The organism is Glycomyces harbinensis (assembly GCF_900101745.1).
GTDB lineage: Bacteria > Actinomycetota > Actinomycetes > Mycobacteriales > Micromonosporaceae > Glycomyces > Glycomyces harbinensis.
This window is the reverse complement of sequence record NZ_FNAD01000008.1, coordinates 103,296-127,344: the sequence shown is the minus strand read 5'-3', so window position 1 is coordinate 127,344 and position 24,049 is coordinate 103,296. Positions and strand designations below refer to the sequence as shown.

At 70.2% G+C, this 24,049-nt stretch carries 23 protein-coding genes; 13 read left to right on the top strand and 10 right to left on the bottom strand.

Annotated elements, in window-relative coordinates:
- Window positions 1-6 precede the first annotated feature (6 nt).
- Window positions 7-2,304, bottom strand: coding sequence for a hypothetical protein (locus BLQ63_RS14895; protein ID WP_091036409.1), 2,298 nt, complete (start codon window positions 2,302-2,304; stop codon window positions 7-9).
- Window positions 2,305-2,500: 196 nt separating this feature from the next.
- Here BLQ63_RS14895 and BLQ63_RS14890 point away from each other — a divergent pair, with 196 nt between their 5' ends.
- A complete protein-coding gene (locus tag BLQ63_RS14890; protein WP_143014910.1) occupies window positions 2,501-3,382 on the top strand; it encodes a hypothetical protein in 882 nt (293 codons plus the stop codon).
- Window positions 3,383-3,408: 26 nt separating this feature from the next.
- Here the strand turns inward: BLQ63_RS14890 and BLQ63_RS14885 are convergent, their stop codons facing one another.
- From BLQ63_RS14885 to BLQ63_RS14855, 7 genes are all read right to left on the bottom strand, one after another.
- The gene (locus BLQ63_RS14885) at window positions 3,409-4,131 is read right to left on the bottom strand and encodes a hypothetical protein (RefSeq protein WP_091036400.1); all 723 of its coding nucleotides are present in this window, start codon (window positions 4,129-4,131) and stop codon (window positions 3,409-3,411) included.
- 56 nt (window positions 4,132-4,187) lie between these two features.
- Complete coding sequence (locus tag BLQ63_RS14880) at window positions 4,188-5,333, bottom strand: M23 family metallopeptidase (protein ID WP_245680974.1); 1,146 nt, start codon at window positions 5,331-5,333, stop codon at window positions 4,188-4,190.
- Window positions 5,330-5,878 carry a hypothetical protein gene (locus tag BLQ63_RS14875; protein ID WP_091036397.1) on the bottom strand — a complete coding sequence of 183 codons (549 nt, stop codon included), beginning with the start codon at window positions 5,876-5,878 and terminating at the stop codon, window positions 5,330-5,332. Before BLQ63_RS14875 ends, BLQ63_RS14880 begins: the two co-directional genes overlap by 4 nt.
- Window positions 5,879-5,881: 3 nt before the next feature.
- On the bottom strand, window positions 5,882-7,717 hold the full coding sequence (locus BLQ63_RS14870; protein WP_091036392.1) for a cation diffusion facilitator family transporter: 1,836 nt from the start codon (window positions 7,715-7,717) through the stop codon (window positions 5,882-5,884).
- A gap of 89 nt (window positions 7,718-7,806) precedes the next feature.
- Window positions 7,807-10,671: an ATP-binding protein gene (locus tag BLQ63_RS14865; protein ID WP_342673941.1), complete on the bottom strand. Its 2,865-nt coding sequence runs from the start codon at window positions 10,669-10,671 to the stop codon at window positions 7,807-7,809.
- A gap of 275 nt (window positions 10,672-10,946) precedes the next feature.
- Window positions 10,947-11,336 (bottom strand): hypothetical protein, encoded by a 390-nt coding sequence (locus BLQ63_RS14860; RefSeq protein WP_218125281.1) that lies wholly within the window; start codon window positions 11,334-11,336, stop codon window positions 10,947-10,949.
- 47 nt (window positions 11,337-11,383) lie between these two features.
- Window positions 11,384-11,662 (bottom strand): hypothetical protein, encoded by a 279-nt coding sequence (locus BLQ63_RS14855; RefSeq protein ID WP_245680972.1) that lies wholly within the window; start codon window positions 11,660-11,662, stop codon window positions 11,384-11,386.
- Between the two features lie 383 nt (window positions 11,663-12,045).
- Here BLQ63_RS14855 and BLQ63_RS28470 point away from each other — a divergent pair, with 383 nt between their 5' ends.
- The 10 genes from BLQ63_RS28470 (at window position 12,046) to BLQ63_RS28465 (ending at window position 21,528) form a co-directional block, all read left to right on the top strand.
- A complete protein-coding gene (locus BLQ63_RS28470) occupies window positions 12,046-12,852 on the top strand; it encodes a hypothetical protein (RefSeq protein ID WP_091036381.1) in 807 nt (268 codons plus the stop codon).
- A gap of 82 nt (window positions 12,853-12,934) precedes the next feature.
- Window positions 12,935-13,669, top strand: a complete 735-nt coding sequence (locus tag BLQ63_RS14845; protein ID WP_091036378.1) for a hypothetical protein — start codon at window positions 12,935-12,937, stop codon at window positions 13,667-13,669.
- Window positions 13,669-13,971 carry a type VII secretion target gene (locus BLQ63_RS14840; RefSeq protein ID WP_091036373.1) on the top strand — a complete coding sequence of 101 codons (303 nt, stop codon included), beginning with the start codon at window positions 13,669-13,671 and terminating at the stop codon, window positions 13,969-13,971. The genes BLQ63_RS14845 and BLQ63_RS14840 overlap by 1 nt, the downstream gene beginning before the upstream one ends.
- 11 nt (window positions 13,972-13,982) lie before the next feature.
- Window positions 13,983-14,930 carry a hypothetical protein gene (locus BLQ63_RS14835; protein ID WP_143014909.1) on the top strand — a complete coding sequence of 316 codons (948 nt, stop codon included), beginning with the start codon at window positions 13,983-13,985 and terminating at the stop codon, window positions 14,928-14,930.
- Window positions 14,921-16,441, top strand: coding sequence for a hypothetical protein (locus tag BLQ63_RS14830; RefSeq protein WP_091036366.1), 1,521 nt, complete (start codon window positions 14,921-14,923; stop codon window positions 16,439-16,441). Before BLQ63_RS14835 ends, BLQ63_RS14830 begins: the two co-directional genes overlap by 10 nt.
- Before the next feature lie 99 nt (window positions 16,442-16,540).
- Window positions 16,541-18,106: a hypothetical protein gene (locus BLQ63_RS14825; RefSeq protein WP_091036362.1), complete on the top strand. Its 1,566-nt coding sequence runs from the start codon at window positions 16,541-16,543 to the stop codon at window positions 18,104-18,106.
- Window positions 18,107-18,120: 14 nt separating this feature from the next.
- Window positions 18,121-18,459: a hypothetical protein gene (locus BLQ63_RS14820; protein WP_091036356.1), complete on the top strand. Its 339-nt coding sequence runs from the start codon at window positions 18,121-18,123 to the stop codon at window positions 18,457-18,459.
- Between the two features lie 269 nt (window positions 18,460-18,728).
- Window positions 18,729-19,052, top strand: a complete 324-nt coding sequence (locus tag BLQ63_RS14815) for a hypothetical protein (RefSeq protein WP_091036352.1) — start codon at window positions 18,729-18,731, stop codon at window positions 19,050-19,052.
- Window positions 19,049-19,843 (top strand): hypothetical protein, encoded by a 795-nt coding sequence (locus tag BLQ63_RS14810; protein ID WP_143014908.1) that lies wholly within the window; start codon window positions 19,049-19,051, stop codon window positions 19,841-19,843. The genes BLQ63_RS14815 and BLQ63_RS14810 overlap by 4 nt, the downstream gene beginning before the upstream one ends.
- Window positions 19,844-19,935: 92 nt before the next feature.
- Window positions 19,936-21,528: a hypothetical protein gene (locus BLQ63_RS28465; protein WP_177154944.1), complete on the top strand. Its 1,593-nt coding sequence runs from the start codon at window positions 19,936-19,938 to the stop codon at window positions 21,526-21,528.
- Window positions 21,529-21,752: 224 nt separating this feature from the next.
- Here the strand turns inward: BLQ63_RS28465 and BLQ63_RS14800 are convergent, their stop codons facing one another.
- Complete coding sequence (locus tag BLQ63_RS14800; protein ID WP_091036345.1) at window positions 21,753-23,018, bottom strand: hypothetical protein; 1,266 nt, start codon at window positions 23,016-23,018, stop codon at window positions 21,753-21,755.
- Window positions 23,015-23,170, bottom strand: a complete 156-nt coding sequence (locus tag BLQ63_RS28460) for a hypothetical protein (protein ID WP_177154943.1) — start codon at window positions 23,168-23,170, stop codon at window positions 23,015-23,017. The genes BLQ63_RS14800 and BLQ63_RS28460 overlap by 4 nt, the downstream gene beginning before the upstream one ends.
- 137 nt (window positions 23,171-23,307) lie before the next feature.
- On the opposite strand from BLQ63_RS28460, the gene BLQ63_RS14790 reads away from it, so the two are divergent.
- On the top strand, window positions 23,308-23,646 hold the full coding sequence (locus BLQ63_RS14790; protein WP_091036338.1) for a YbaB/EbfC family nucleoid-associated protein: 339 nt from the start codon (window positions 23,308-23,310) through the stop codon (window positions 23,644-23,646).
- On the top strand, window positions 23,643-24,044 hold the full coding sequence (locus tag BLQ63_RS14785; protein WP_091036333.1) for a YbaB/EbfC family nucleoid-associated protein: 402 nt from the start codon (window positions 23,643-23,645) through the stop codon (window positions 24,042-24,044). Before BLQ63_RS14790 ends, BLQ63_RS14785 begins: the two co-directional genes overlap by 4 nt.
- Window positions 24,045-24,049 lie beyond the last annotated feature (5 nt).

Here is a 24,049-nt window from a genome sequence, read left to right as displayed (position 1 = left end):
CGCGGCTCAGGGCCGGGCGATCGGGCGCATCCGCCGCGCCGCGGCGCCCGTCCACACCCAGCGCACGAGGGTCAGCGGCACCCTGACCGCGTACTTCAGCGTCGACACGAGGCCGTTGTAGGTCACCCACCGGTGCGACACGTAGGCGACCGCCCACAGGGCCACGACCGCCGTCGTCACGCTCCATCCCAGCGGCGTCCACACCTTCGCCGCCTGCCAGATGCTGATGGCCGCGCAGATGCTCAGGGCCGACACGGCGGCCGTGGCCGAGTCGCGGACGCGCTGCTGGCGGTCGCCCTCCCATCGCTGGAGGGTCGCCTCGGACTGGTCGGCCATGACCTCGCCCAGGCGCGATTCGAACGTCTCGAGCTGCTCGTCGACGCCGCTGACGGCCAGCAGGCGCCGCAGCGCGGCCGCGTTCGAGGGCGACCGCAGCAGGTTCGGGGAGTGCAGCAGCGAGATCACCTGCCGGGTCTCGCTCTCGAAGCCGAGCATGCGCGTGCGGGCGGCCTTCATCGCCTCCAGCTGCGCCGACCGGTCGGCGCCCGGCAGGTTGTAGGCGGCGATGAACCCGATGACGCTGGCCCGGTAGCGGTCGAGCTGGTGGTTCCAGGACGCGAGGGTGCCGCTGAGGCACGCGGTGAACTCGGCGACCGCCTCCAGGTCCCCGGAGATGAAGTTCGGGGCGTCCAGGGCCGCGATCACCGTGGTGTTCTCGGTCGAGATGAGCAGGTCGCCCTGGTTGCGCTGGTTCCAGATCTGCCTGCTGTGGTCGTCGGACAACCGCACCCAGTCCCACAGCGACTCCTTCGCGTCCGGCGCCGCGTGGAGGAGCACGGAGGCGCCCACGAGCGTCAGGAGTCGGCGCCCGTCCTGGACCATCGGGGGGTCCGAGCCGGCGAGGTGCGGCTCGAACTCGCGGCGCCGCTCGGACGCTCGCAGCACCCGCACGAGCACATGCGACCGTCCCCTCTGGATCGTCACAGGGTCGTCGTCCTCGCCGTCGCCCCCGGCGAGTTGGGCGTGCAGCTGCTTCTGGACGAGGTCGCGGGCGAAGCGCGACAGGCGGTCCCAGGTCCGGTCGGCGCCGTCGCAGGCGACCTCGATCGTCCCGTGCTCGCGCGCCGCCCGGAACATCGCCGCGTGCAGCTCGCTCGGGTACAGGTCCTCCACCGTCCGCTCCAGGCGCAGGCAGTGGACGCCCATGGGCGAGAACCGGATCGCCGCACTGAGCTCCTCGACGGTCTCCTCGTCCACGTGCAGGCGGACCTTCGGCAGGAGCACCTCGAGGCCGTCGAACCGCTTCTCCCGCTCGAGACGCGGCTCCCAGATGTCCGCGTGGTAGGTGAAATGGTCGATGACCGCGGTCGGGCGGACCACGCCCTCCGGGCGCTCACCGGCGCCCCTGATCCGGGACGTGATCGTCTCGTAGTCGATCCCTGTGACGCCGAACGGGAACAGGTAGACGATGCGGCCCTCGTCCACGCGCATCCACGCCTGGCGCTCCTCCTGCGCCTCCTGGAGACGCTCGAGGGCCTGGCGGTGCGCGTTGAGCTTCGACAGCTCGACCGAGGAGAACGGCCACGAGTTCACCAGGCGCCGCAGGTCCTTGCGGAGCTCGTAGCGCCGGCGCTGGCCGGCGGACTTGGCGATGAGCGCCTGGTTCGCCTCCCGCAGCTGCAGGTGGTACTGGAGGCGCACCGTCACCTCGTCCCTGACGTAGGCGGCGATCGCGCTCGCCGAGGCCTGCGCCTCCTCCAGGACCGCCGAGCAGGAGTCGATGACCGCGTCCAGCGCCTCGCAGTAGCGCAGGCGCGAGCCGGTCTTCAACCGGTCCTCCAGCAGCACCTCCTCGCGCACCAGATCGCACAGCCGCAGCGCCAGCTCGACCGCCGGATCGGGCTCCTCGTCCAGGCTCCAGCACTTGCGCACCGTGTCGCGGAACTGGATCATGCAGCGGGTCAGCAGGTCGACCCGGTAGGTGTGGTTCCAGGCGCGCACGGTGCTGTGGTGGACCCACAGGCACAGCATGGCCCGGTCCGGCCCGAGCGGCGCCCGGGCGGCCTGGCGCTCGAACTCGGCGCCGGCCCGCTCCAGGAACGCGTCCCCGACATCGAAGAACCCGTCCACCTCGATCTCGGACTGGAGCCCGTTCCACACGAAGCAGTCCCTGACCGCGCGGGTGTCGACGCCGCAGCGGTCCCGCAGATGCGACTCGATGCGCAGGTGGACCTCGTCGCTGCGGGCCTCCAGGGGCCCGTCGAGCAGATCGTCGTCCGGCAGGCGATACGGGGGGTCGCTCATAGCAACAGAATACGGCGGGCGGGCCTCACGCCGGGGCCCGCGAACGGCTGCTGCTTGAGCCGGAGGGTCCCGGTCCAATAGGGTGAGGGCCATGGGTTTGTTTCGGCGTGTTGCTCGGGGTGTGCGCCCCAGAAGGCCGGCTGCGAGCAGGTCGACGGTCCACGACGCGTCCGGAAAGCGGTACCGCGTCGTGCCGGTGGACGAAGCGGAGGCCGCCGAATTCGCCGACCCGCCCCGCAAGTGGCCCCGGGTGGGCGCCATGGCGGGCGCCTGGGCGATAGTCCTGGCCCTGGGAGCCTCAGTGGCCCCGGGCTTCGCCGCAAGCGGCAGCGAGGAGAACGACGACCCTCGCGACGAGCCCGCGACCGACGCAAAGGGCGCCACGTGGAGCTACTTGCGATACGGCTCGAACGGCGACACGGATCTGGCTGAAGCCGCTCTCTGCGGTGACGCCTCGCCTGAACTGACCCCAGCCGATCTCGACGCCATTCGCCAGGGCTACGCCGATGAATTGGGCGGTATCAGCGATGTCGATGTAGAGACCGGTGACCCGACCGCCACGGCTGATGGAATCAGCGTCGTCGGTACGGTCTCGTTCATCTCGCAATCCAACAAGCGTGACGAGGAGTTCACCGTCACCGTTCAAGAGCGGGACGGGTCCTTCTGCGTTTCGAACGCGACCCAGCCCGATGACGAAAGTGAACAGCCTTCGATCGACGAGAGCGCTGAGCCGGGTGTTGATCCTGAGGTTCTGGCCACGGACTTCCTCCGCAGTGTCGTGCTCGAGCGGAATCCGATGGCCGCCACGGCAATGCAGTGCGATTCGTACTCCGGCATCACCGCCCAGGCGTTGGATCAGGCCATGATCGACTGGGCCGCACCCGATGAGAACCCCAGTGGTTACCTCAATGCCATTGACCCCATCGAGTCCGGCGATGATGCGGTCGCGTTGTTCGAGGTTGAAGCGGTCATCGAAGGCAACCTGACCGAGGAGACCTTCACGTTCCAGATCGGGGTGCAGGACGACTGCGTCGCGTCGCTCGAAGGCGGCGAGGGCCTCATCGCCGCCGACGACTGAGACGTTCCGGCGAACCACCGCTCCGCTCACATGACGGGGCGGTTGGACGACGCGTACTCTTCCGCGATGTTGAAGACGCTGGCACAGCGCGGACATTCCGCATAGCCGAAGAGATGGGCGATCCCGTCGGCGAGCGCGGACTCCCCGTCACGGACGGCGGTCTCATGCATCCATCGACCGACACCGGAAAGGGCCTGAGGGTCAGCCGGCCTGAGCCCGCGCCGGTCCACGTCGCCCAAGTTCCAGTCCCGGATCGCCGAGTAGCGCCCGTAATCGCCGATGGCGATCGTCACCTCCGCAGCGCAGTGAGGGCAGGCGACCTGGTAGAAGTCGTCTGAGAAATCCCCCACGACCGCGCTCCAGTGATACTGCTCTTTCGCCGCGAGCAAGTCGAGGAACGTCGCGAGGTAGTCGTCCGGCCGCGACCGCAGGTGCCGATCCAGCAGCTCGCGGAGCTCATCGATCGCGTCGGCGCAGCCCGCCAGCAGATCGTCGCATCCGTGGCCCCCTGCCGCGCGCCGCACGATCACCCCGGCCAGCCGGCGCGCCCGCGCGCTCCGCGACGCGAGACGCACCAGACGCGGCAGCGCGGCGAAACTGGCGGGGAACACCAAGTCGTGCTCGAGGACCAGCCGGTGACCCAGCTCATCCCATGCCTCCGCGTCGTCCTCGCGCTCGACGAGCGCCAAGAGCTCGGGGACGCGATCGATGTCCCCGTGGCAGTCGTACATCCGTTCCCAGTTCACCACTTGAGCATTCAACCGCCTTGAGGCCGCGGGGAGTGCTGCGGTGTAGCAGGCATGCGCTATTCGAGCGGGGCGCCCATCTGGTTCATGAAGGCGACCGGGTCCACCGCGCCCGCGGGGCTGCGGTCGCCGTTCAAGTGCGTCTCGAAGTGCAGGTGCGGCCCGCTCGACCGGCCCGAAGAACCCACGTAGCCGAGGATCTGACCGGCCTGGACCACGTCGCCCTCCTTCACCATCGGCGCGGACCCCATGTGGCAGTAGCGGGTCAGGTAGTCCCCGGCGTGCAGGATGTTGACCATCCAGCCGCACCCGGCCACCTCCGGAGAACCGTCCACATCGCATGAGTAGGACGCGCCGTACAGGCTCGCGTTGCACTCCGAGGTGATGACGGTCCCGCTCGACGCGGCCACGATCGCCGACCCGCGCGGCGCGCCGATGTCGACCCCGTTGTGGGTCGGGCGCTCGGGCGTCTGGAAACCCGAGTTCACCGGCCCCTCGACCGGGATCATCCAGCCCGAGGCCGACAGGTCGCCCGGCTGCGCGCAGGTCCCCAGCTCCGTGTCGACCGCCGAGACCCGCGCCCCGCCGCCGGTCAGGGTGTTGACGATCTCGGTCGCGAGCGGCTCGTGCTTGGCGTAGGCGTCGGGGAACGCCGAGATCTGGACCCTTTGGGCCGCGACGGTGAGCGGCAGCGTCTCCCAGTTCTCGACCGTCTGCAGCTTGTCGTAGAACTTCGTCGAGGAGTAGACCGGGTCGGTGACCTGCTCGGGCGTGCCCCAGCCGGATGAAGGACGCTGCTGGAACAACCCGAGCGAGTCGTGGTCGTTCTGGTCGCCCAGGTGGCCGAGGTTCGTCAGCCGCGACTCCTGCATCGCCGTCGCGACCGCGATGATCCAGCCCCGGGCCGGGATCTCCAGGTCCTGCCCGACCGAGATGATGATCGCGGCGTTCTTGATCTGCTCGGAGCTGTAGGGCCCGATCTCGGGGAACTCGGCGTTCGGGTCGACGACGACGTTCGTTCCGCAGCCGGCGAGGATCACGTTGCCGTCCTCGTCGCTCGACTGGTCCGACAGGAGCTGCACGATCGAGACCACCACGCCGAGGCAGCACACGCTGAGCACGGCGAGCGTCCACATGAAGGGCCGCAGCCGCTTCGGGATGCGGGGCCGTTTCGGCTTCACCTCGTCGTCGCCGATCGCGCTCATGACTGCTCCCAGTCGATCGCCGAGACGAGCCAGTCGCTCCCGGTCCAGTTGTTGGAGCCCTCGGTCATGGTGAGCGTCAGCGTGCCGGTGTCGAGCGGGACGGCGACCTTCTGGCCGTCGGCGGCCGGTTCGCCGGCGACCTCGGTGGCCGGTACGGAGACCGGGTCGACGCCCTGCATCAGGTCGGCGTTCTCGGTGGTGAGATAGGGGACGATCGAGTCGTACCAGCCGTCGGGGCCGTAGCCGTCCGGGTTGAGCCAGGCCTCGGTGAAGTCCATCGCGCGGTCGACGGCCTCCTGCGGCAGCTCTTCTCCGGCATAGCAGTCGTCGCCTTCGCACCCCTCGGTCGCGAACCCGTCGTCCTCGGTGAACGCCTCGGAGGTCGCCTCGCCCTCACTGCCCTCACTGCCCTCGGTGCCGGACTCGGCGCCGTCGAGCGGGGTCTGCTCGCGCGTCTGGGCCAGCGCGATCACCCCGAGCACCAGCAGCAGGATGATCGCGATGATCCCGTAGCGGGAGAAGATGATCCGGAGGGCGCGGTTCATCGGTCACTCCCCTCTCGAAGGCCGGTAGACCTCTCCACCACCGGGACTGGGGCCGGTGGGCGAACTCGGGCCGGGCCCACTGGTCGAGCCCGCGGGCCGGGCGGCGCTCTTCTGCTGCTCCGGCAGCGGATTGTTCGTGCCGCGCGGGGTGCGGACGGTGTCCGAGACCTCCTCGGGCCGGACGTCGTCGCGGCGCTGCCTGGCGCGGTCGAGCTCGCGTTCGCGCTCGCCGCTCTTGTCGGAGTCGATGCGGCGCCCCAGGAAGGCGTCCGCGGGTCCGCCGCCGGCCACGAGCCCGACGATGCGCCGCCCGGGTCTCAGGAGCAGCCATGCGGCCACGCCGAGGAGCCCGATCATGACCACCTGCAGCCATACGGGCATGGAGGTGGCGAGGATCCGACTGGAGGCCCAGATGTAGATGACCGCCGCAAGGGAGAAGATCGCTACGTTGATGATCGCGCCGAGCACCGTGTTGACCAGGCGTTTGAACGGGCCGCCCGCCGGGCGCAGGAGCGCGATGGTGCCGATGATCGGCAGCGCCACGATCGCGAAGCGCACGATCATGAAGCCGAGGATGATGAGGATTGACGCGGTGAGGTCGAACAGCGAGAAGAAGATCGCCGTCAGCAGGGCCAGGAAGCCGGTGCCGGTGCGCTCCCAGGCGCGCTGGCCGCTGATGTTGGCGTAGGCCTCGGGGTCCTCGGTCTGGATCTGCGCGACCAGGTTCTGCCAGAGTTCCTGCTTCTCTTCGATGAGGCGGTTGCGAACGGTGGAGGAGTCCTCGGCCTCTTCGTTCTCCTGCCAGGAGAACGCCTGCGCGGCGAACAGCGCGGGCCCGTACTTGTAGGCGGCGTTCGATTCGCTGACGACCGGGTTGCCCTCGTCGTCCTCGACGACATCGCCGTTGCGCTCCTGGAAGGTGACCTCTTCGCTCTGGCCGAGCATGGTGCGCAGCCAGTTCTGGTAGAGGACCTGGCCGGAGACGGTGTCGGAGGCGACCACGGCCGCTGAGCGGGTGTCGATGCAGAAGCCGTCGCCGTTGAGCTCCTTGAGCTCGTCGTACTCCGACTGGCTGAGGTTGTCGATCCGGACGCAGCCCTCGGCGGTGTCGTCGTTGATGAGCACGGTGCTCAGGTCCATGCCGATCGTGAGCGCCTGGTCGGTGTACTCGGCCGCCTTGACCGGCCAGCGGACCACGGCCGTCACCAGCACGAGGATGAGCACCGCCCACGCGACGGTCGTGACGGCGTTGTTCATGTCCGCCTGCCTCGAACGCCACAGCAGGTACAGGCCGATCAGGCCGACGGTGACCGCGCCGAAGACGGTGAATATCTGGCGGTAGAGCACCTCGGTGCCCTGCTCCATGAAGCGGTTCGACCAGCCCCACATGGTGTCGGGCTCCCACGCGGCCTGTCGCATCGAGTTGGCCGCACCGACTGTGGCCACCGAGAGGCTGAACTCCATGTTCGCCAAGGCGTTGGCGGTGTCGGCGCCGTTGGGGACCGACACGGAGTCCACGCACTGCCCGCCGACGCTCATCTGCTGCGCGCCGTACATCGGCAGTTGGTAGCCGGCGTAGCCGTATCGGCTGTAGGTGCCGATGCCCTCGCTGCGATCGAGCTCGCTCGGCTCGGCGAACCAGCCGGCCATTCCCGAGTCGGGCGAGGCCGGTTGGGGTGCGGCCTCGCACTGCAGCTCCTGTCCCTCGGGGAGTTCGTCGATGCACTGCGACCAGTACGTGTGCCACTCGTAGTCGCTGCACCCCTCCTCGGCCTGCGCTCCCGCCGTGCCCGGCGTGAACGCCAGGGCGCCTGCCGCCGCGGTCAGGACCAGGAGCATTCGCCCCAATCGCCCGACCGCCCGCTTCGCGAAGCCGGGGCGTCGGTGTTCGGTTGTCGGAGGGGCGAGGTCGTGCGCCGAGGGGTCGGTCACTTCTCCTCCCCGGGCGTGGTGTTCAGGTAGTCGAGCAGCCCCCTGACCCAGCTGAAGTCGGCGCGGATGCGCTGGACGCGGCCGTCCACGTCGCGCATGACGAACTCGCGGTACCGCAGCTTGCTCGTCTCCGTGACGTCCTGTTCGGACAGTGAGGCGAGCACACTCTCGTAGCCGACCCCGGTGGGCACCCGCAGCAGCTTGAGCGCCTCCTCGGCGACCTCGGTGTCCTCGGCGATGCGGCCGACGAACACGGTCGAGACGAGGTTCTGGACGTCGAGCCCGAGGATGTCCTTCGGGTTCTGGCTCGCCACCAGGGCCGCCAGGTTCCACTTGCGGGAGTCGCGGGCCAACCGCACCAGGAACGAGCGGCCGGACTTCCAGCCCTCCATGAAGTGCGCCTCGTCGAGGCCGACGAGCTTGCGCCGGTGCATGTCGCCGCCGTACGCGCGGCGCACGGCCAGGCGGTGCGCGGTGTGCAGCATCGGCAGCGCGAGCGCCTCCTCGGCCGACCAGTACTCGCGCTCGATCCCCAGGTCCGGCAGGCGGAGCCCGGACATGGTGATCACCGTGAGCGCCGTGTCGTCCTCCAGCACGCCCCGGTCGGGGGTGCCGAAGAACAGTTTCGCGAGCGGCATCTCGGCCGTGTCGAGCAGGAGCGCGGCGAGTTCGGCGCCGTCGCCGGTGGTGTGGTCCTCGGCGTCCTGGAGGGTCTCCACGATGTCCTCGAGCGCGGAGTCCTCCTCCGCCGGGACGTGGCGGGCCGCGTGGCGCAGGAGGCGGGCGGTGCTCGCCTCGCGCTGGACCTGCGGCGGTAGCAGCATCGCGCAGATGTCCTGCACGAGCATGCGCCGCTCCGAGCGGGCGTTGGAGACGGCGATGTCGTACTCGCGCTGGCCGTCGGGGCTGTCCTCGTAGTGCTCGCGCCGCGGGGACGGGATGAGCGCGTACGGCGCCAGCGTCCCGTACTCGGAGCCGGTCAGGTTGAGCACGCGGGAGAACGGCTTGAGCTCGGGCATCTCGCAGAGCTTCGCGAGCGGCCCGGACGGGTCGAGCAGCGTCACCTGGACGCCGCGCCTGGCGGCGAGGTATCCGATGGCGCCCATGAGGGTCGACTTGCCGCCGCCGGGTTCGGCGACGAACACGCTCAGGCCCGACTTCTCGCGGACCTCGGTCGCGAAGTGCAGGTCGAGGAAGACCGGCCTGCGGCAGGTGCCCGCGGTGCGGCCGATGAGGTCGCCGCGCTGGTCGCCGACGGTGGACGCCGCCTGCGGCAGGGCCGCGGCGAAGAGCTTGACGGGCATGCGCCGCACGTAGCCGGTCTGCGCGACCGGCTCGCCCGGGATGAACTCGCGGGCCAGCCAGTCCTGGTTCTTCGGGTGCTGGAGGCTGATGCGCATGTCCCGCTGGTACATCTGCATGAGCGTGCGGGCGCGCTCAAGGCATTCCTCTTTGGTGTCGGCGGTGACGGCGAGGCGGTGCCAGCCGTGGGCGCGCGCGGCGTCGATGGGCAGGCCGGTGGTCATCTCGTCGCCGACGCCCAGGGCGCGCTCGGCGAGGCGCTGGAGTTCGGGCGGGGCGTCCATCGCGTGCTCGTCGTAGTCGCGCTGCTGGCTGCGGATGAGCCGGAGGCGGTGGTCGAGGTCGCGGAAGGCCTCGCCGGGGCCGAGGATGTCGATGCGGCTCGACAGTTCGACCGGCCACGGGCAGCGCTCGTGGAAGTGCAGCCACGGCTCGTGGCGCTGGGGGATCTCGAGTTCCTCCATGCGCCCGACGGTGAGTACCGCGGTGTGCTTCTCCTCGCCGGTGAGGCGGTTGACGAGTTTGACGGTGGAGCCGTAGGGGCTCCGGTAGCGCTCGATCGACTCGGTGAGGGCCAGGATGTCGCCGGACTCCCACTCCTCGTTGGTGCCCGAGAGCAGGCGCGGCGGCTCCATGCCGAGCGCGACCGACCGGTAGACGAGCCCTTCGAGCTCGGCGGTGGTCGCGCGGCGAGCGCGCATCCCGAACGAGCCGAGGACCTCGTCGAACTGGAGGCTGCGCTTCTCGATCTTCTCGCGCTCGGACAGCTTGGTGCCGCGGCCGAACATGCGGCCGACCTTCTCGCCCAACTGGTCGAACGCGCCGCGGCGCGAGAAGGTGATGCCGAGGTAGGTCTCGCCTTCGGCGTGCGAGAGCTGCTGGAGGTGGCGCTGGGCGGCGACCAGGTGGTCGGCCCAGCTCGTGCCGCCGGGGACGGTGCGCAGCGGCCGCGCGGTGTAGCGGTCGACGGTGCGGGCCCACTGGTCGGCCGGGAACGGCCGGGTGGTGCGCCGCAGGTGGACGCGCATCCCCGCGAGGCCGGCGAACTGCTCGGCGATCGCGATGATGAGCGCCTCGCGCTCCAGGTCGGGACGGAACGACCAGCGCACCCCGGGCAGCGCGTACCAGGCCGTGACCGAGGCGGGCGTGAACGTGACGTGCCCGGCGATCTCGGTGAGGCTCAGCTCGCGCAGCGGCTGGCGCTCCTTCTGGCCGGCGATCGGCTTGACGCGGGTCGGCTTGTCGTCGGTCGTCGCCACGAGCGCGGCCTCGGCGCGGGTCTGCCTGACCGGGACGAGGTCTTGGCCCGGCACCCGTTGTGCACCGTTTTGCGTGGCCGGTTTGCGACCTGTGGAAACACTTCCCCGACCCTGGTCAACAGCCTGTGGATAACTCGGCGCCTGCTGTGGATAACTTCCGTTGTTCTGTGGATAACCCTGTGGATTCCCGCTGGTGGGGGCCTGTGGGTAACGCTGTGGATACCCCTGTGGATAACTCGGCGGATTCTGTGGATAACCCTGTGGAGGGGCCGGGGGACGGGCCGCTGCCGGAGGGGTCATCGACGCAGGTGGCGTCGCGTGTCGAATCGGTTCCACTGGGGATGGTGAGGCCGCCGCCGGGCCCGGCTGCGCCGAACGCGGCTCGGAGGGGGCCTGCGGCGCCGGGGCCGCCTCTGCCCGGCCCTGCCGATTGACGGGCTCCGCCCGGAACACGGCGTCCGCGAGCGCGGTCGCGTCGTCGCCGAGATCGCCCGACTGCCGCTCCCGTTCCCGCACGGGTGCGGGCGGACGGGGGGCGGAGAACTTGGCGACCGGCTGTCGGCGATCCTCGCCGCTCATAGGCGCTCCTCAATTCGGACGGGCTCCACGAGTGTGGGGCGCAGGCGGATCGAACGGGTCGTGAACGCGGGGATCCGCGCCTCGTGGCCGGCGTCGCGCGTGTGCTTCCAGTCGGTGAGCAGCGTGCGCAGGACGGTGGTCGCGGGGCGGTCGGCGTCGACGTAGCGGAAGATCAGCGAGGTCGCGACGAGGGCGAGGGAGATCTCGATGGAGGGGAACAGGTCGACGTCGCCGGTGAAGGCCCAGTGGAGGAGCATGAACAGGGCCAGCAGCGCGGCGAACGCACCGTACTGCCCGTAGGGCAGGTGGACGGGGAGGGTGTAGCCGGGCGGGCCCAGGTACAGCAGGCGGGCACGGTAGATGTCGTCGTCGGTGCGCAAGCGCATGGGCGTCCTCCGTCCGGCCTTGCCTCAAGGGGCGATGTGGGGGCTCACTAGTCCTCTTGGCTGAAGAGGACGTCGACCAGTCCGCCGCCGACGGCCACCAGGACCACGGCGCCGGCGATGAAGGCGATGCCGATGATCGCGATGGTCGATGAGGTCAGCACGCGGCTGACCTCGCCTTTGTTGGCTCGGGCGATGAAGATGAGTCCGAGGATGGCCAGGAGGATCGGAGCGATTCGGGACAGGAAGAACCCGATGATCCCCTGCGTGTTGATCTCGGCGCCGGCCTGGGCGTGCGCGGCCACCGTCCAGAGTGTCTCTGTCATCATCTTCAGTCCCATCCTTCCGTCACAGGAGTCACTCTCGTCTCACGTAACGCAATTTTCACTCATGTTTCTTGTCTCCCAACCCGTTGCGGGGTCTGCCCTCATCATATGCCGGGCCCCTGACGGAACGCACCTTCGTCGGCTCGAAGAGCGACCGTTCGACCCGCCACGGCACAGTGAAACCGATTGACCGGCGAATGGCAATCCGATGGGCGCGATCACTCCGTGTCGGTAATCCGACACTAAACTGGAGACGCTCGGTGTCCTACGCTCGAATCCGGCGCGGCACCGCACAATAGACCCGACCACGCAGCACCGTCCGGTACGACACGAACACGCCCACACCGTCGGCCACCAGGCCGAGCACCGACCTCGCGGAGACCACCATGGACTACATCGACGACATCGCCGGGCGGCTCACCGTCGCCGCGGTCGCCTTCGCCGTCGCCGGTCTCGCCGTCGCCGCCCTCGCGGCGACCGCGCTCGGCGGCGTGCGCGCCGCCGAGAAGTGGCCCTCGGCCCCGCTCCCGCGGCTCGGACGCCCCGCCGTCATGACCGGCGCCCTCGCCGGCCTCATCGTGTTCGCCCTCGCCGCCGGACTGTTCTCCCTGGCGCAGATCGGCACCGGTTTGAACGCCAACCTGCGGGTACTCCTCGCCGTCGGCATGGACCTCCTCGCCCTGGCCGTCGGCCTGTGGCTCGTGAGCTACGTCGCCGGCAAGGTCGAGATGCGCACCCTCATCGCCGTGCCCGACCAGACCATGGCCCCGCCGCCGATCCCGGTCTCGGGCGACCCGACCCGCTATCAGATGCCGGACTACACGGAGACCCCGATGGAACCCGAGTCGCAGGACTACACGCCGCGCTTCGCACCCGAACCGCGCCACCCGATGCCGCCGTACGCGCCCGACACCGCCGCGACCGGGGACCTGCCCGCCGCGCGGACCAAGGTGCCCACCATCCCCACCGACACGCGGCCCGGCTGGGTCTTCCAGGACCGCGGCACCGGCGCGTTCTACGCGGCCGTCGCCCAGAGCCGCGGCGGCATCAGCCTCCTGGCCCTCGACGACTTCACCGTCGCCCGCACCGCCTCCCTCGTCGGACCCCTGGAACTGGTCGGCTCGGTCGAGGCCACCGTCTGGCCCCTGGAGAACGGCAACAGCGATCCGGCCGAGGCCGCGTCCGAACGGTGACCGGCCCCGAAACCGGGGCGAACGCTCTGTAAACGAAGGTTCGCTATTGTCGGGGTGACTTCGACCGAAGCGAGCCGCCACCGTGAACGACCCCGAGCCGACCTTCACCGACCTCGACGAATACGTGACGCTGCGCGTCGACGACGGGAAGATCATCGTCCAGGTCACCGCGGCGGGCTTCCGGCAGCCTCCGAACGTGATCGCGGGCCTGGTCACCGAGCTCGCCGGCCGGCTGCCGCGCCCCGGAGCCGGATCCGACGGCGCGCTCGCCGAAGGCGTCGAGGCGATCGGCCGGCTCCAGCAGGCGGCGGCCACCGGCGGCTACGAGGCCTTCGCCGCCATGATGCGCGGGCGCCTGGGCATCGAGGCCCCCGCCGAGACCCTCAGCCGCGACCCCGAGGTCGACCGCGCGATCGCCAACCGACTCGACGGCGTCCTCAAGTCCATGCGCCAGGCCCAGAGCGCCCGCGCCGAACCCGCCGCCGAAGTCCTCAACGCCGAGGTCTACACGGACGAGGGCGACCTCAGCGTCACCTCCAGCTCCGAGCGGGCCGTCGCCGGCGTGTGGATCGGACCCGCCGCCCGATACCGGGGCATCGACGGGCTCGGCGAGGCCCTGACCTCCCTCATCGCCCGCGCCCGCGCAGAACTGCGGGCCGTCGCGGAGGAACGCGCCCGCGAGGCCGTACCGGCCCAGGTTGCGGAGACGATCGACAATGCGCCAGAGGACGCGCAGCGAGCCGGAGGAGCCGCCATGCAGATGATCGAGCGCATCCAGCAGATCAACGAGACCATCCAACGAAAGGCGGGACACTGATGGCACGGGTCTTCGACACCGCGTTCGTGCGACAGCTCGGGGCCGGCATCGACGCGAACGTCGTCCCGATTCTGGAGAGCACCAACGAGATCCTCCCCGAACTGAGCGCGGTCGACCGGGGTCTCTACACCACCGTGACGCTGCCGATGGCCGCCGCCTACACGATGGCCGCCTCGACCGTGACCGAGTCGATGGCCGGGGCCGCCGAGTGCTTCCGCGAGATGCGCGAGGCGCTCGACGCGTGCGCGCAGGACATGGAAGACACCGACGACGCCTGCGCGCAGTCGTTCGGCGGCAAATAGGGGGACTGGCAATGTCGGCAGGACAGAGCATCTTCGATGCGGGCGAGGAGATGGCGCCGTACTACAACGGCGTCATCAAGAGCTGCGCGGTCGCCATCGCCCCGCCGGCGATCGTCTTCGGTCTCGCCGTGCAGGCCATGGCCACCAGCGTGTACATGAACCAGTGCAACCCCGGCGACATCATGAAGGCCGGCGGCGCGTGGATCATGCTCGCCGAGAAGAACATGGAGGCCGCCGAGGCCCTCCAGACCGAGGTCGACACGGTCACCGACCAGAACTGGAGCGGCACCGACGCCGACGGCTTCACCGAGGCCGCCGGCAACGTCAAACTCCAGCTCCAGGAACTGGCCGTCACCGCGTTCCTCATCGGCACGCAGCTCATCGCCTTCGCGGTCATGCTCACCGTCTACTGGCTCTTCCTCACCGCCTGCACCGTCGTCATGGACGCCTTCCTCGTCGCCTACCTCGCCGCGCTCGCCGGCGTCCTCACCGCGCCCGGCGCCCCCGCGATCATGGCCAGCGCCCAGACCGTCGCCACCTCGCTCGTGGCCACCATGAAGAGCTTCGAGTCGGTGCTCATCTCCATCTCGACCGGCTGCGCCGCGCTCACCGGCGGGCTCACCGCCTTCACCTTCGGGTTCCAGAAGGGCGCGGGCAACCCCGTCAGCCCGGTCGACATCGCCGGAGCCGGCGTCGCGAACATGCTCGAAGGCTTCGCGGTCTACGGCCTCAACGCGCTCATGATGACCTCCGGCGGCCGCCACGCGAGCGTCGTCCCCGGGCTGCACGCCCTCCAGGGCGGCTCCGCCATCGCGCCGCTGTACAAGGGCGACGGCGAATGGGGCAGCGGCTACGACGGCGGCGGGCCGGGACTCGGCGCGGTCGACGGCCTCCTCAACCTGTGGGAGGACCACGCCCCCGACGAGTTCACCAATCCCGAAGAGGTGCAGTGGAGCTGATCGACGGCGCCAGCCCCCGCTTCCGGGCCCCGATGCCCGGCTGGCGGATCGCCCCGATCCCGGGGCGCGGGGCCACGACCGGGAACCCGATCCCGAGCGAGAGCACCGGCGTTCTCGACCTGCGCGTCGGCCACTGCCGGGGCCCGGCCGCCAGGACCATCGCCGAAGCCGCCGTGCTGATCGATGAGCGCGAACGCGCCGGCGACCCGGTCGCGGCCAAGGGCGACCTGCGCTCGAGCCTGGTGCCGGTCGTCCTCGTGGACGGCGACCCGGTCGCCGCCGGCTGGGGCCGCATCGCACTGCCGCTGCCCGCCGGGCGCCACCTCGTGGAGGTGCAGAGCCAGCACTCGCGGACCTGGCGGGCCTGCGAGATCGAGGCCGAGGCGACGACCGCGCTCGACTACATTGGGATGCTCGGCGACGTGCATCGGGCCTACGGCCTCCCCGAGGACATCGCCGATACCGCGGACACTGCGGGCAATCCCAAGGCTCCCGTTGCGCCGCAACGTACCAGCGGATCCCGTTCGGACGAGCCCGGCGCCGTCCGCGGCCTGCTCGCGGGCTACACCGGTCACACCCTCGGACCGCGCGGGCGGCTCGAGTTCTGGCAGTACCTCCCCGCGAACGCGCGGGGCCGCAGGAGCTTTCACCTCTTTCTTCTCGCGCTGGTCGTCGGCGTGGTCTCGTCCCTGCTGCTCGCCTCCTTCGGTGTCGCGGCGGCGGCCGCCCTGCTCTCGGGGGCCGCCGTCTGGATCGCGGCCCTCGCGGGATGGGCCGTTCGGGTGCTGTGGACGACGCTTCGATTCAACCGCGGCGAACCTGAAGCTGCGCTGAAGACACCTGAAGCGCTCCTTCAGGTTCCGGGCGCCGACCCGCGAGCCGGTTCCGGCCGCGTCCTCCGTCCCGCGATCCTCGACCCCGCCGGGCCGCTGCCCGAGCTCGGCCACGGGGCGGCCGCGATTCTGGTCGACGCGCGGTTCGTCAAAGCCGACCTGACCTCTGCGGAACTGGCACTGCAACTGCCGCAAGGGCAGTCGCGGATCAGCGGCCCGCAGCGCCGCGCGCTCGACGACCTCGGGGAACTCGTCCCGATCCGGCACCGGTTCGCCGTGCCCCCGCCCGAGATCACGCTCGGCCCCGCGGACCCGGGCGCGGGCGTTCCGGTCGCCGCCACCTGGACCCGCATGTGGATCGAGGTTCCCCCCGGTTCGCACCGCCTCACCGTGCGGACCCCGGCCGCCCCGATGCCCCTGAGCGGACCGGCCGAACCCGCCGAGACCCGCAGCGCCACCGTCAACCTCGCGGCCGGGCAGGTCGCCCGCGTCGACCTCGCGGTCGAGGTCACCGCCGTCCCCGACCCCGCCGAACCCCTGCTGCACCGCTGGCGCTGCCGCATCGACCGGCTCGGACCCGCCCCCGCCGCCGAGACCCGCCCGGCCCCGAGAGCCGACGTCCGCGGCGGCCTGCGCCGCGCCCTCACCGGGCGCTACTGGGAGCGTCCCGACCGCTGAAGCCCGGGAAGCGGCGGCTCGGGAGGTTCCCTTCGATGGCGCCATGTTGCTACCGTGAAGGGCATCTGTCACCCCTCTTCCGCCGCGAGGTGAGTACCCATGAGCGACAACTCGCTCGAGTCCTACCAGGGGCTCGACGCCGCCGCCCCGGCCTCTGCGGCCCCCGCTTTCGGCGACGTCCAGGGCGCGCCCCCGCCCCCTCCGCCCGCCGAGACCGACTCGGGGATCGACGCGCCGGCACCCGAGGAGTGCGCCCCGGCCCGGCCGGGCTGCTCGAACCCCGAGTGCGCCAACCCGACCGCGCACCCGGGCGAGATCGGCTGGCAGCAGCTCGTCTCCGCCGTCCCGGTCGAACGCCAGCTCTACCGGCTGCGCCCCAAGGAATCGGGCATGTCCTTCCCGACCGAGGCCGACTTCCGGGCCGCCGTCGGCGCCGTGCGCCCCGAGTACACCGACGCGCACTCGATCGAGCGCCTGCGCAACGCCTGGAGCGAGAACGTGGCCGGGCGCCTCGCCGACTGGTCCGAGCAGATCAAGTCGAACCTCACCGGCCTCTCCGAAGGCTGGTCCGGCGCCGACTTCGAGGCCTTCGAGGCCGCGTGCGGGCAGACCCGCGAACTGGTCGACGACCTCGTCGACGACATCGACGCGACCGTCTCGAGCCTCCAGTCGTCCCAGGAGGCGCTCTACTCCCTCCAAGGCGGCGACTCCGGCGAGATCCCCTACCCCGCACCGCAGTTCTGGATCGACGGCGACTGGCACAGCTGGGTCGCGGTCCACGTCAGGCCCGCCTGGTGGCACGGCGACTGCATCGAGTACACCTGCCAGGACGCCGAGCACGTGCTCGCCCTCGGCGGGGCCGAGTCCGAGCTCGCGACCGAGATCATCGACTACATCGACGAGCGCATCGTCCACTACGTCGACTTCTACTCCAGCCCCGTCAACATCGAACGCGACGGCTTGGATCCCAAGGGCCTCACCGTGGAAGAGGCCAAAGAGCTGGCCGTCGCCGACGCGATGGAGCACTACGGGACCCGCGTCGACCAGAGCTGGGGCGCCTACGACGCCCGGCACGGCGAGATCAACGAGGACATCGACCAGCGCAGCGCCGACACCGACGGCGAGGACCGGTCGGTGCGGACCGTGCGCAGCGACAAGGAGTACCCGGCCTCGGCCGACCCCGCGTACATGGACCTCGAACCGCCGCCGATGGACCAGCCCACCGGGACGAGCGCGCCCCTCGCCAGCGAGGACCCGTCCCTGGACCCGCCCGCGGGCGAGGCCCCGGTCGCCGAGGAACCCCCCGCCGAAGAGGAGGAGGACGACGAGAAGCCCGGCGGCGGCCTGGCCGGCGCCGGCCCCCTCGCGGGGGACCCCAGGTCCGCCACGGGCGGTTTCGGCCCTTCACCGGCGGCCCCCGCGGCGAACAGCGCGGCCACGGTCGGCGGCGGCGCCACCTTCGGCGCCACCACGGCCGGGGCGGCGGTGAGCGGCACCGCGGCAGCCGGGGCCTCCCGGAGCACCAGCGCGATGATGGGCGGCGGCGCCGGCGCGGCCGGGGCCGGCATGCCCACGGACGGCAACGAACGCGAACCCGACGTCGACCTGGTCGAGGACGAGAACATGTGGGGCTTCGTCAATGAGGACGACGACCCCTACGCGTAGAGAAGGAGCCCTGCATGGCCACGCGCGCTTTCGACCCGGCCGCGCTCGAGCGGTACCGCCAGTTCCTCGGCGACCTGCTCGAAGAGCTGGAGCAAGAGATCATCCCGACACTGCGCGACGGCGACCTGAAGAAGGCCCCGGCCTTCGGCAGCGCGCCCGGCGCCTCCGAGGTCGCGGCCGTCGAGTACGCCGAGTTCCACGCGACGTCCTGGCGCAACCTCCAGTACCTGCGCGGCACCCTGTACGGGCTGATGGCCGGACTCCAGACGGCGATCGACAGCGGCGGCGTGGTCGACCAGGAGGTCGCCACCGACATGCTGCGCATGTCCGACGGCGACGACCTGTACGCCTGAACGGATCGGCAGCGGGCGTGACCGGTGCGCGGACCTGTCCGTGAGCTGCGGTCACGCCCCGTATCGATGCAATCATTCAGGGGGAACACGGTTTGCACACTCCTGCTAACGTGGTCGGTGAACTTATACCCGAGACCCGCGTAATCCCCCCGAGGACGCAACGCAGCTTGCAGGTTCCGCCCTGAACCGCTCGCGTCCTCGCGCGATGGCGTCAGACCGCACGTCGGGGGAACGTACCGCAGGTACTGGACTCACAGACAGGGAATGCGATGGCGTCCACTAGCAAGCAAGTCGACCCGGAGGCGCTTCGCGCCTACCGCACGAAGGTCCAAGCGCAGCTCGACATCGTCGAGAACGAGATCATCCCGAAACTCCGCAATGGCGAAGTGCTCGGCAAGATGCCCGCTTTCGGTGCCATGGCCGGTTCGGACGCGGCGCGGGGGAGCTACGAGACCTTCCACACGACAACTTGGGAAAACCTCCAGGCGCTGCGCGAATCCCTGCACGGCATCATCGACACCCTCGAAGAGTCCGGCAATCTGCACGAAGAGACGGACCAGCAGAGCGCAGCCGACTACGAAGGCGCATTGTGACAGTGGTCAGCAGGCATCCGGGCGACCGAAAGAGAGGACTCACCGACGTGACTCGAAACCTGACTCTGATCAAGGGCTTCGCCGCGCTAGGCGCCGCCGGTCTCCTCTTGGCCGGATGCGGTGGCGACGAGCTGCCGGCCCCGGGCAACGGGGACGACAACGGCGGTTCCAGTGACGGTGGATCCGAGGTCGGCTCGTACAGCGTGATGCTGGAGTGGGATGGCTGCGAAGCGTTCGATGACATCCAGTCGATTCAGGACTTCATGGGTGTCACCGGTCTTGGAACCAGCGGACTGGTGACCAGCGATGTCCCGGGCGGTCTCGACGGTGAGGCGTTCAACTGCGGTGCGATGGCCGACCTGCCTGGTTACACGAACGATGCTGGCAGGGAGTTTCCCGGAGACACGAACATCGATGTCGGCGGCGTGCCGTGGGACTCGGACGACGAAGCGGCGGAGAATTTCCAAGGCCGTGTCGACCAGCTCAAGGAGTCGATCGAGACCGGCGGGCTGGAGTACGAGAACCCGCAGGAAGGCGAGCTCAGCGGCGACTGGGACGAGAGCTACTTCTACACGGCCGACACGAGCGTCGGATACGTTGTCGACTTCATCGCCCGAAAGGGCGATCTGATCCTTTACGTGTTCCTCGACTACACCGAGGACCCCGGCGTTCAGATCGGTGAGGATCCGACCTACCCCTTCACGAATGAGGAGCTGGTCGACTGGCTCTTCAACGAATATGCGCCCCAGACGCATGCTGACCTCCTCGCCAAGAAAGAGAGTGGGCTCTAGTCATGGCAGAAGAAGATTTCGCGCGGGAAGACTATGGAGACGCCGCGGTCGGGATGGAGAAGTCCGCGATCGAGTCTCGCATCAATGAGTTGATGAAGACGCCGACCTGCGGCCTCGGCGAGTGCACGGCGAAGGAGGTGGATCCTGCTGAGGAGGCTTGGCTCCGGCTCATGTCGGCGGTTCCCAAAGCCGGCCAGACCGCCAGCATCACGCCTGCCCGCGACATCCAGTCCTACGCCCTGCCGAACGGCGAGTCCGTCGCCTCGCTTGTGGCCTCGCTCCGACCTTCTACCCCCGACGAGTACTCGATCGACTTCATCAGTTCAGAGTGGAAGACCCTTTACCACTCGCTTTCGGTGGTGCCGGATGATCTGAAGACCGGGCTCTCCACCCTGTCCGAGGACTGGAAGGGCGAGGACTACGACGCCTTCGAGGAGCAGGTCGAGAAGGTCATCAAGAATGCCCGAACCGTTCTCGCCGACGTCTGGGGTGAGGAGAACACCGTAGGCGGCGCCGTCAAGATCCTCGACGAGAAGGCCGAGAGCATTTACAGCCAGCAGGGCGGCAACGAGTGCGTGTACCCCTCGCCGAAGTTCCACCTCGAGGACGCTGCCGCCTGCTCGCACAAGATCCACATCCGTCCGGCGTACTTCCCGGCGTGCGAGGTCTTTCCGGACGACGAGACCAAGGTCGCGATGGAGTGGGCCGGTTTCGAACCGACCATCATCGATGAAGTCCAAGATGAGCGCGAGCGCATCTACAACATGTACATCGATCACACGAACCAGTACCCGGACTACGAAGAGGACGGGATGAAGGGCGAGGAACTCGCCCGGACCCGTGCCGACGAGTACGCCAAGGACGCGACCGACAGCCTGGGCACCGACGGCCAGGACCAGCTCCAGGCGCAGGCCACCCAGGTCAACGAGGACATCACCGACCGCCACGAGAACACCGACTTGGCGGTATCGGAGATCAAGACCGATGCCAAGACGTCAGAACCGACCGCCTTCAACGAGGGCGGGAACGTCGATGATCCGGGAAGCGGCGGCCTCGACGGCGGTTCGCCTCCCGGCGGCGGTTCGCCTCCCGGACTGGGCGACATGGACAAGCCCGGCGCGCCCAAGGGGCTCACGCCGACGACCCCGACGATGCCGGACTCCGACACGAACGGTCCGGGCGACATCGGGACGCCGACGAGGCCTACGACGCCGGACCTTCCCGACTCGGGCGGGCTCGACGACGACCCGTGGTCGCCGACGTCGCCCGACCCTGACGACATCGGCGGCGGTCTCGCCGGCGGTGGCGGTCTCGGCGGTGGCGGGCTTCCCGGCGGCGGTCCTGGCGGCGGTGGCGGCCTGCCCGGCGGCGGTCCTGGCGGTGGCGGTGGCGGTCTCCCCGGTGGAGGTCTGCCCGGCGGCGGCATGGGCGGCATGATGGGTGCCGGCGGCGCCGGTCGCGGCGCAGGTGCCGGAGCCGGCGGTGGCGGCCGTGGCGCCGGTGCGGGCGGTCGCGGAGCAGGCGCAGGCGGCGGCCGAGCGGGCGGCATGGGCGGCATGATGGGCGCCGGCGGCGGTCGCGGCATGGGCGGCACCGGTGAAGACGGCCAGGAGACGAACACCTGGCTCACCGAGGACGACGACGTCTGGGGCATCGGGAACGAGAACGAAGACCCCTACGCGTAGTACTTGAAACGGCCGGGCCCGCGAAGTGCGGGCCCGGCCGTTCGCGTACCGCACAGCATCAGAGCACGCATGACCCGGCTGCGCGACTCGCGCACGCTGCTGGAGCGCGAATGGCTCCGGTCTGCGGAGCGGCTGCGCCGACGACCCAAGCCCGTCGGCAGGTGCCACTGATCGTGGTCGCCGACGGTTCGGGCGTCGACTTGTTCCGTTAGCGCTGCGGCGGCTCAGTCCTTCGGCCACAGCCGCGGCGGGACCCAGTCGTCCGGGTCGCCGTTGTTCACGTACGTCTTGCCCACGATGCCCTTGGCGCGCTTCGTGACCCGGTGCGCGATCCGCGGCGGCAATGCCGTGAACGACCGGGTCGGCTCGTCCCAGACCCGGAAGACCCGCACCGGCACGTGCACCACCGCCATGTCGTCGACCGACGGGACCTCGACGTCGAACTCGCAGTGGGCCCCGCCGTCCTCGACAGCGCCGTACTCAACGCGGAAGCGGTGCTCGCCCTCGGCGAGCGGGTAATGCCAGGCGGCCCAGTCGCCGGGCACCTCGGTGCCGTCGATCAGGCACCGGATCCCCTCGGCGTGCGACAGCGCGAGCGCCTCCCCGACGCCCGTGTACGAGACGGTGCCGTCGGCCCGGCGCGCGAGACGGTACAAGAACAGGTCGAACACGACCAGCGGCCCGCGCACCCGGCGCCCCGCGGCCCATTCACGGGCGTCCTGCGGCGAGGGGAACGCGACCGCCGGACCCGTCAGCGGCCCCGGCGCGCCCGTCGCGACCCGCTCGGACGCGAGCCGATTCGCCTTGGCGCTCTTGTGCAGTCCCCCGCTCTGGCGCAGCGCCACGACGGTCCCGGCGATGAGCGCGACGGCCGCGGCCGTCGCGATGATGCTGAGCGTGAGCCCGACCGCGCCGCCGTCGTCGACGAACTGCATGGCGATGACGATCCCGACGACGACCGCCAGGCCCGCGACCGCGGTCAGGCACCCGGCGCCGGACCGGCTCGCGGCGCCCTGCGAGAGCACCGGGACGAAATCGGACGCGTCCCGCACCCGGTACAGCTGGGTCCGGAACTCGACCTGGTGGCGGACCGCGACCCCCTGCCCGGTCGTGAAGTGGACCCGTTCGCCTGGCGCGAGCGTGAACTCCGCGCTGGCGCCGTCCTGCCCCTGCACGCCGAGCCGGTGGGGCCCGGGCGGCAGGTCGACCTGGTAGCGGCCGTCCCCGGCCGCGACCGGGACGCCGTCGAGCAGGAGGACCCCGGTGGCGTCCAAGGACTCCGCGGTGCACACCAGGACGTCGAGGAGCCCGTTGCCCGCGCTCGGCTCGGCCGTCGCGGACCGGCCCTTTCGGTAGTCGCGGATCGAGGCGTACCGCATCGGCGGCGCGCCGGGCGCCTCGTGGCGGCACCCGTTCGCGTCGCGGTAGGCGGCGTTCGGCTCCGGGTCGACGTCCCCGGGGCCGGTGAAGCCGTGCGCGGCGGCGCTCATCCAGCCGTCGAGCTCGTCGTCGACCCCTGGACGGCCGGGACCTGGCCTTTCAGCTGCTGCTCGGCCGTTACCAGTCGTGAGGGCGCGGTGCCGACGAGTTCGCTCATGAGGGTCACCTCGGGGTTCGGGACGCGGGCTGCGTGCGCCAACATATCGCGAATGCCGCCGCGGCCCCCGGTCCGGGCGTCGCCCGACGGTAACCGGTCGCTACCACCGGCGAGCACCACCCCATTAGCATCAGGGGGAACCGCGCCGGAACATCCGGTCGCGGTCTGATGAAGGGAGGGCCATGACCGGGGATCCGACTGCCGACATGCAGCGGCAGGCCGCTGAGATCCAGCGCCTCGCCGTCGAGGCGGAGGGCGAGGCCGTGAGCGAGGACGGCGCGGTCAGGGTCGTCGCCGGCGCCGCCGGCAACCTCAAGGTACTCGACCTGCGCCTCAACGCGTTCCAGCTGAGCGGCTACGAGCTCGGCGAGCTCATCGTGGAGACCATCCAGGCCGCCGACCGCAAGGTCGCCGCGGAGCTGTCCGAGGCCATGACCCGCGTCATGGGCACCGCCACGCCCGCCGACTTCCTCAGCGGGGGCGTCCGGCGCATCGACCCCGATTCGGAGGATCAGGCATGACCGACCGCAACGAGCGGCGCGACCCGCAGGAGATGCTCGCACGCCTCGAGCGGATGCAGGCCGACGCCGAGGCCATGCTCGAGAAGTACAACCGGCTGGCCGACGAGATGGGCGCCGCCCAGATCGAGGCGTTCTCCGAGGACGGCCGCATCCGCGTCAAGCTCGACTCGGACGGCAAGGTCGCCGAGATCGGCATCGACGAGACCGCGATGCGCTTCCGCCAGACCCTCGGCCCGATGATCATGTCGGTCGTCGAGGAGGCCAAGGCCGCCTACGGCGTCAAGATGACCGAGATGGCGCAGGCCTTCCTCGGGGACCAGATCGACGTCAAGCGCATCGTCCGCGACAGCCTGCCCGAGCACATGCGGGGCCGCTTCGACCAGGGCAACGGCCGCTGACCCGA

Bases quoted from the DNA above. Each gene is read 5' to 3' on its own strand.
- BLQ63_RS14895 (WP_091036409.1), bottom strand. From the start codon at position 2,304: ATGAGCGACCCCCCGTATCGCCTGCCGGACGACGATCTGCTCGACGGG.
- BLQ63_RS14880 (WP_245680974.1), bottom strand. From the start codon at position 5,333: ATGAGCGCGATCGGCGACGACGAGGTGAAGCCGAAACGGCCCCGCATC.
- BLQ63_RS14875 (WP_091036397.1), bottom strand. From the start codon at position 5,878: ATGAACCGCGCCCTCCGGATCATCTTCTCCCGCTACGGGATCATCGCG.
- BLQ63_RS14870 (WP_091036392.1), bottom strand. From the start codon at position 7,717: ATGCTCCTGGTCCTGACCGCGGCGGCAGGCGCCCTGGCGTTCACGCCG.
- BLQ63_RS14865 (WP_342673941.1), bottom strand. From the start codon at position 10,671: ATGACCCCTCCGGCAGCGGCCCGTCCCCCGGCCCCTCCACAGGGTTAT.
- BLQ63_RS14860 (WP_218125281.1), bottom strand. From the start codon at position 11,336: ATGCGCTTGCGCACCGACGACGACATCTACCGTGCCCGCCTGCTGTAC.
- BLQ63_RS14855 (WP_245680972.1), bottom strand. From the start codon at position 11,662: ATGATGACAGAGACACTCTGGACGGTGGCCGCGCACGCCCAGGCCGGC.
- BLQ63_RS28470 (WP_091036381.1), top strand. From the start codon at position 12,046: ATGGACTACATCGACGACATCGCCGGGCGGCTCACCGTCGCCGCGGTC.
- BLQ63_RS14840 (WP_091036373.1), top strand. From the start codon at position 13,669: ATGGCACGGGTCTTCGACACCGCGTTCGTGCGACAGCTCGGGGCCGGC.
- BLQ63_RS14835 (WP_143014909.1), top strand. From the start codon at position 13,983: ATGTCGGCAGGACAGAGCATCTTCGATGCGGGCGAGGAGATGGCGCCG.
- BLQ63_RS14825 (WP_091036362.1), top strand. From the start codon at position 16,541: ATGAGCGACAACTCGCTCGAGTCCTACCAGGGGCTCGACGCCGCCGCC.
- BLQ63_RS14820 (WP_091036356.1), top strand. From the start codon at position 18,121: ATGGCCACGCGCGCTTTCGACCCGGCCGCGCTCGAGCGGTACCGCCAG.
- BLQ63_RS14815 (WP_091036352.1), top strand. From the start codon at position 18,729: ATGGCGTCCACTAGCAAGCAAGTCGACCCGGAGGCGCTTCGCGCCTAC.
- BLQ63_RS28465 (WP_177154944.1), top strand. From the start codon at position 19,936: ATGAAGACGCCGACCTGCGGCCTCGGCGAGTGCACGGCGAAGGAGGTG.
- BLQ63_RS14800 (WP_091036345.1), bottom strand. From the start codon at position 23,018: ATGAGCGCCGCCGCGCACGGCTTCACCGGCCCCGGGGACGTCGACCCG.
- BLQ63_RS28460 (WP_177154943.1), bottom strand. From the start codon at position 23,170: ATGTTGGCGCACGCAGCCCGCGTCCCGAACCCCGAGGTGACCCTCATG.
- BLQ63_RS14790 (WP_091036338.1), top strand. From the start codon at position 23,308: ATGACCGGGGATCCGACTGCCGACATGCAGCGGCAGGCCGCTGAGATC.
- BLQ63_RS14785 (WP_091036333.1), top strand. From the start codon at position 23,643: ATGACCGACCGCAACGAGCGGCGCGACCCGCAGGAGATGCTCGCACGC.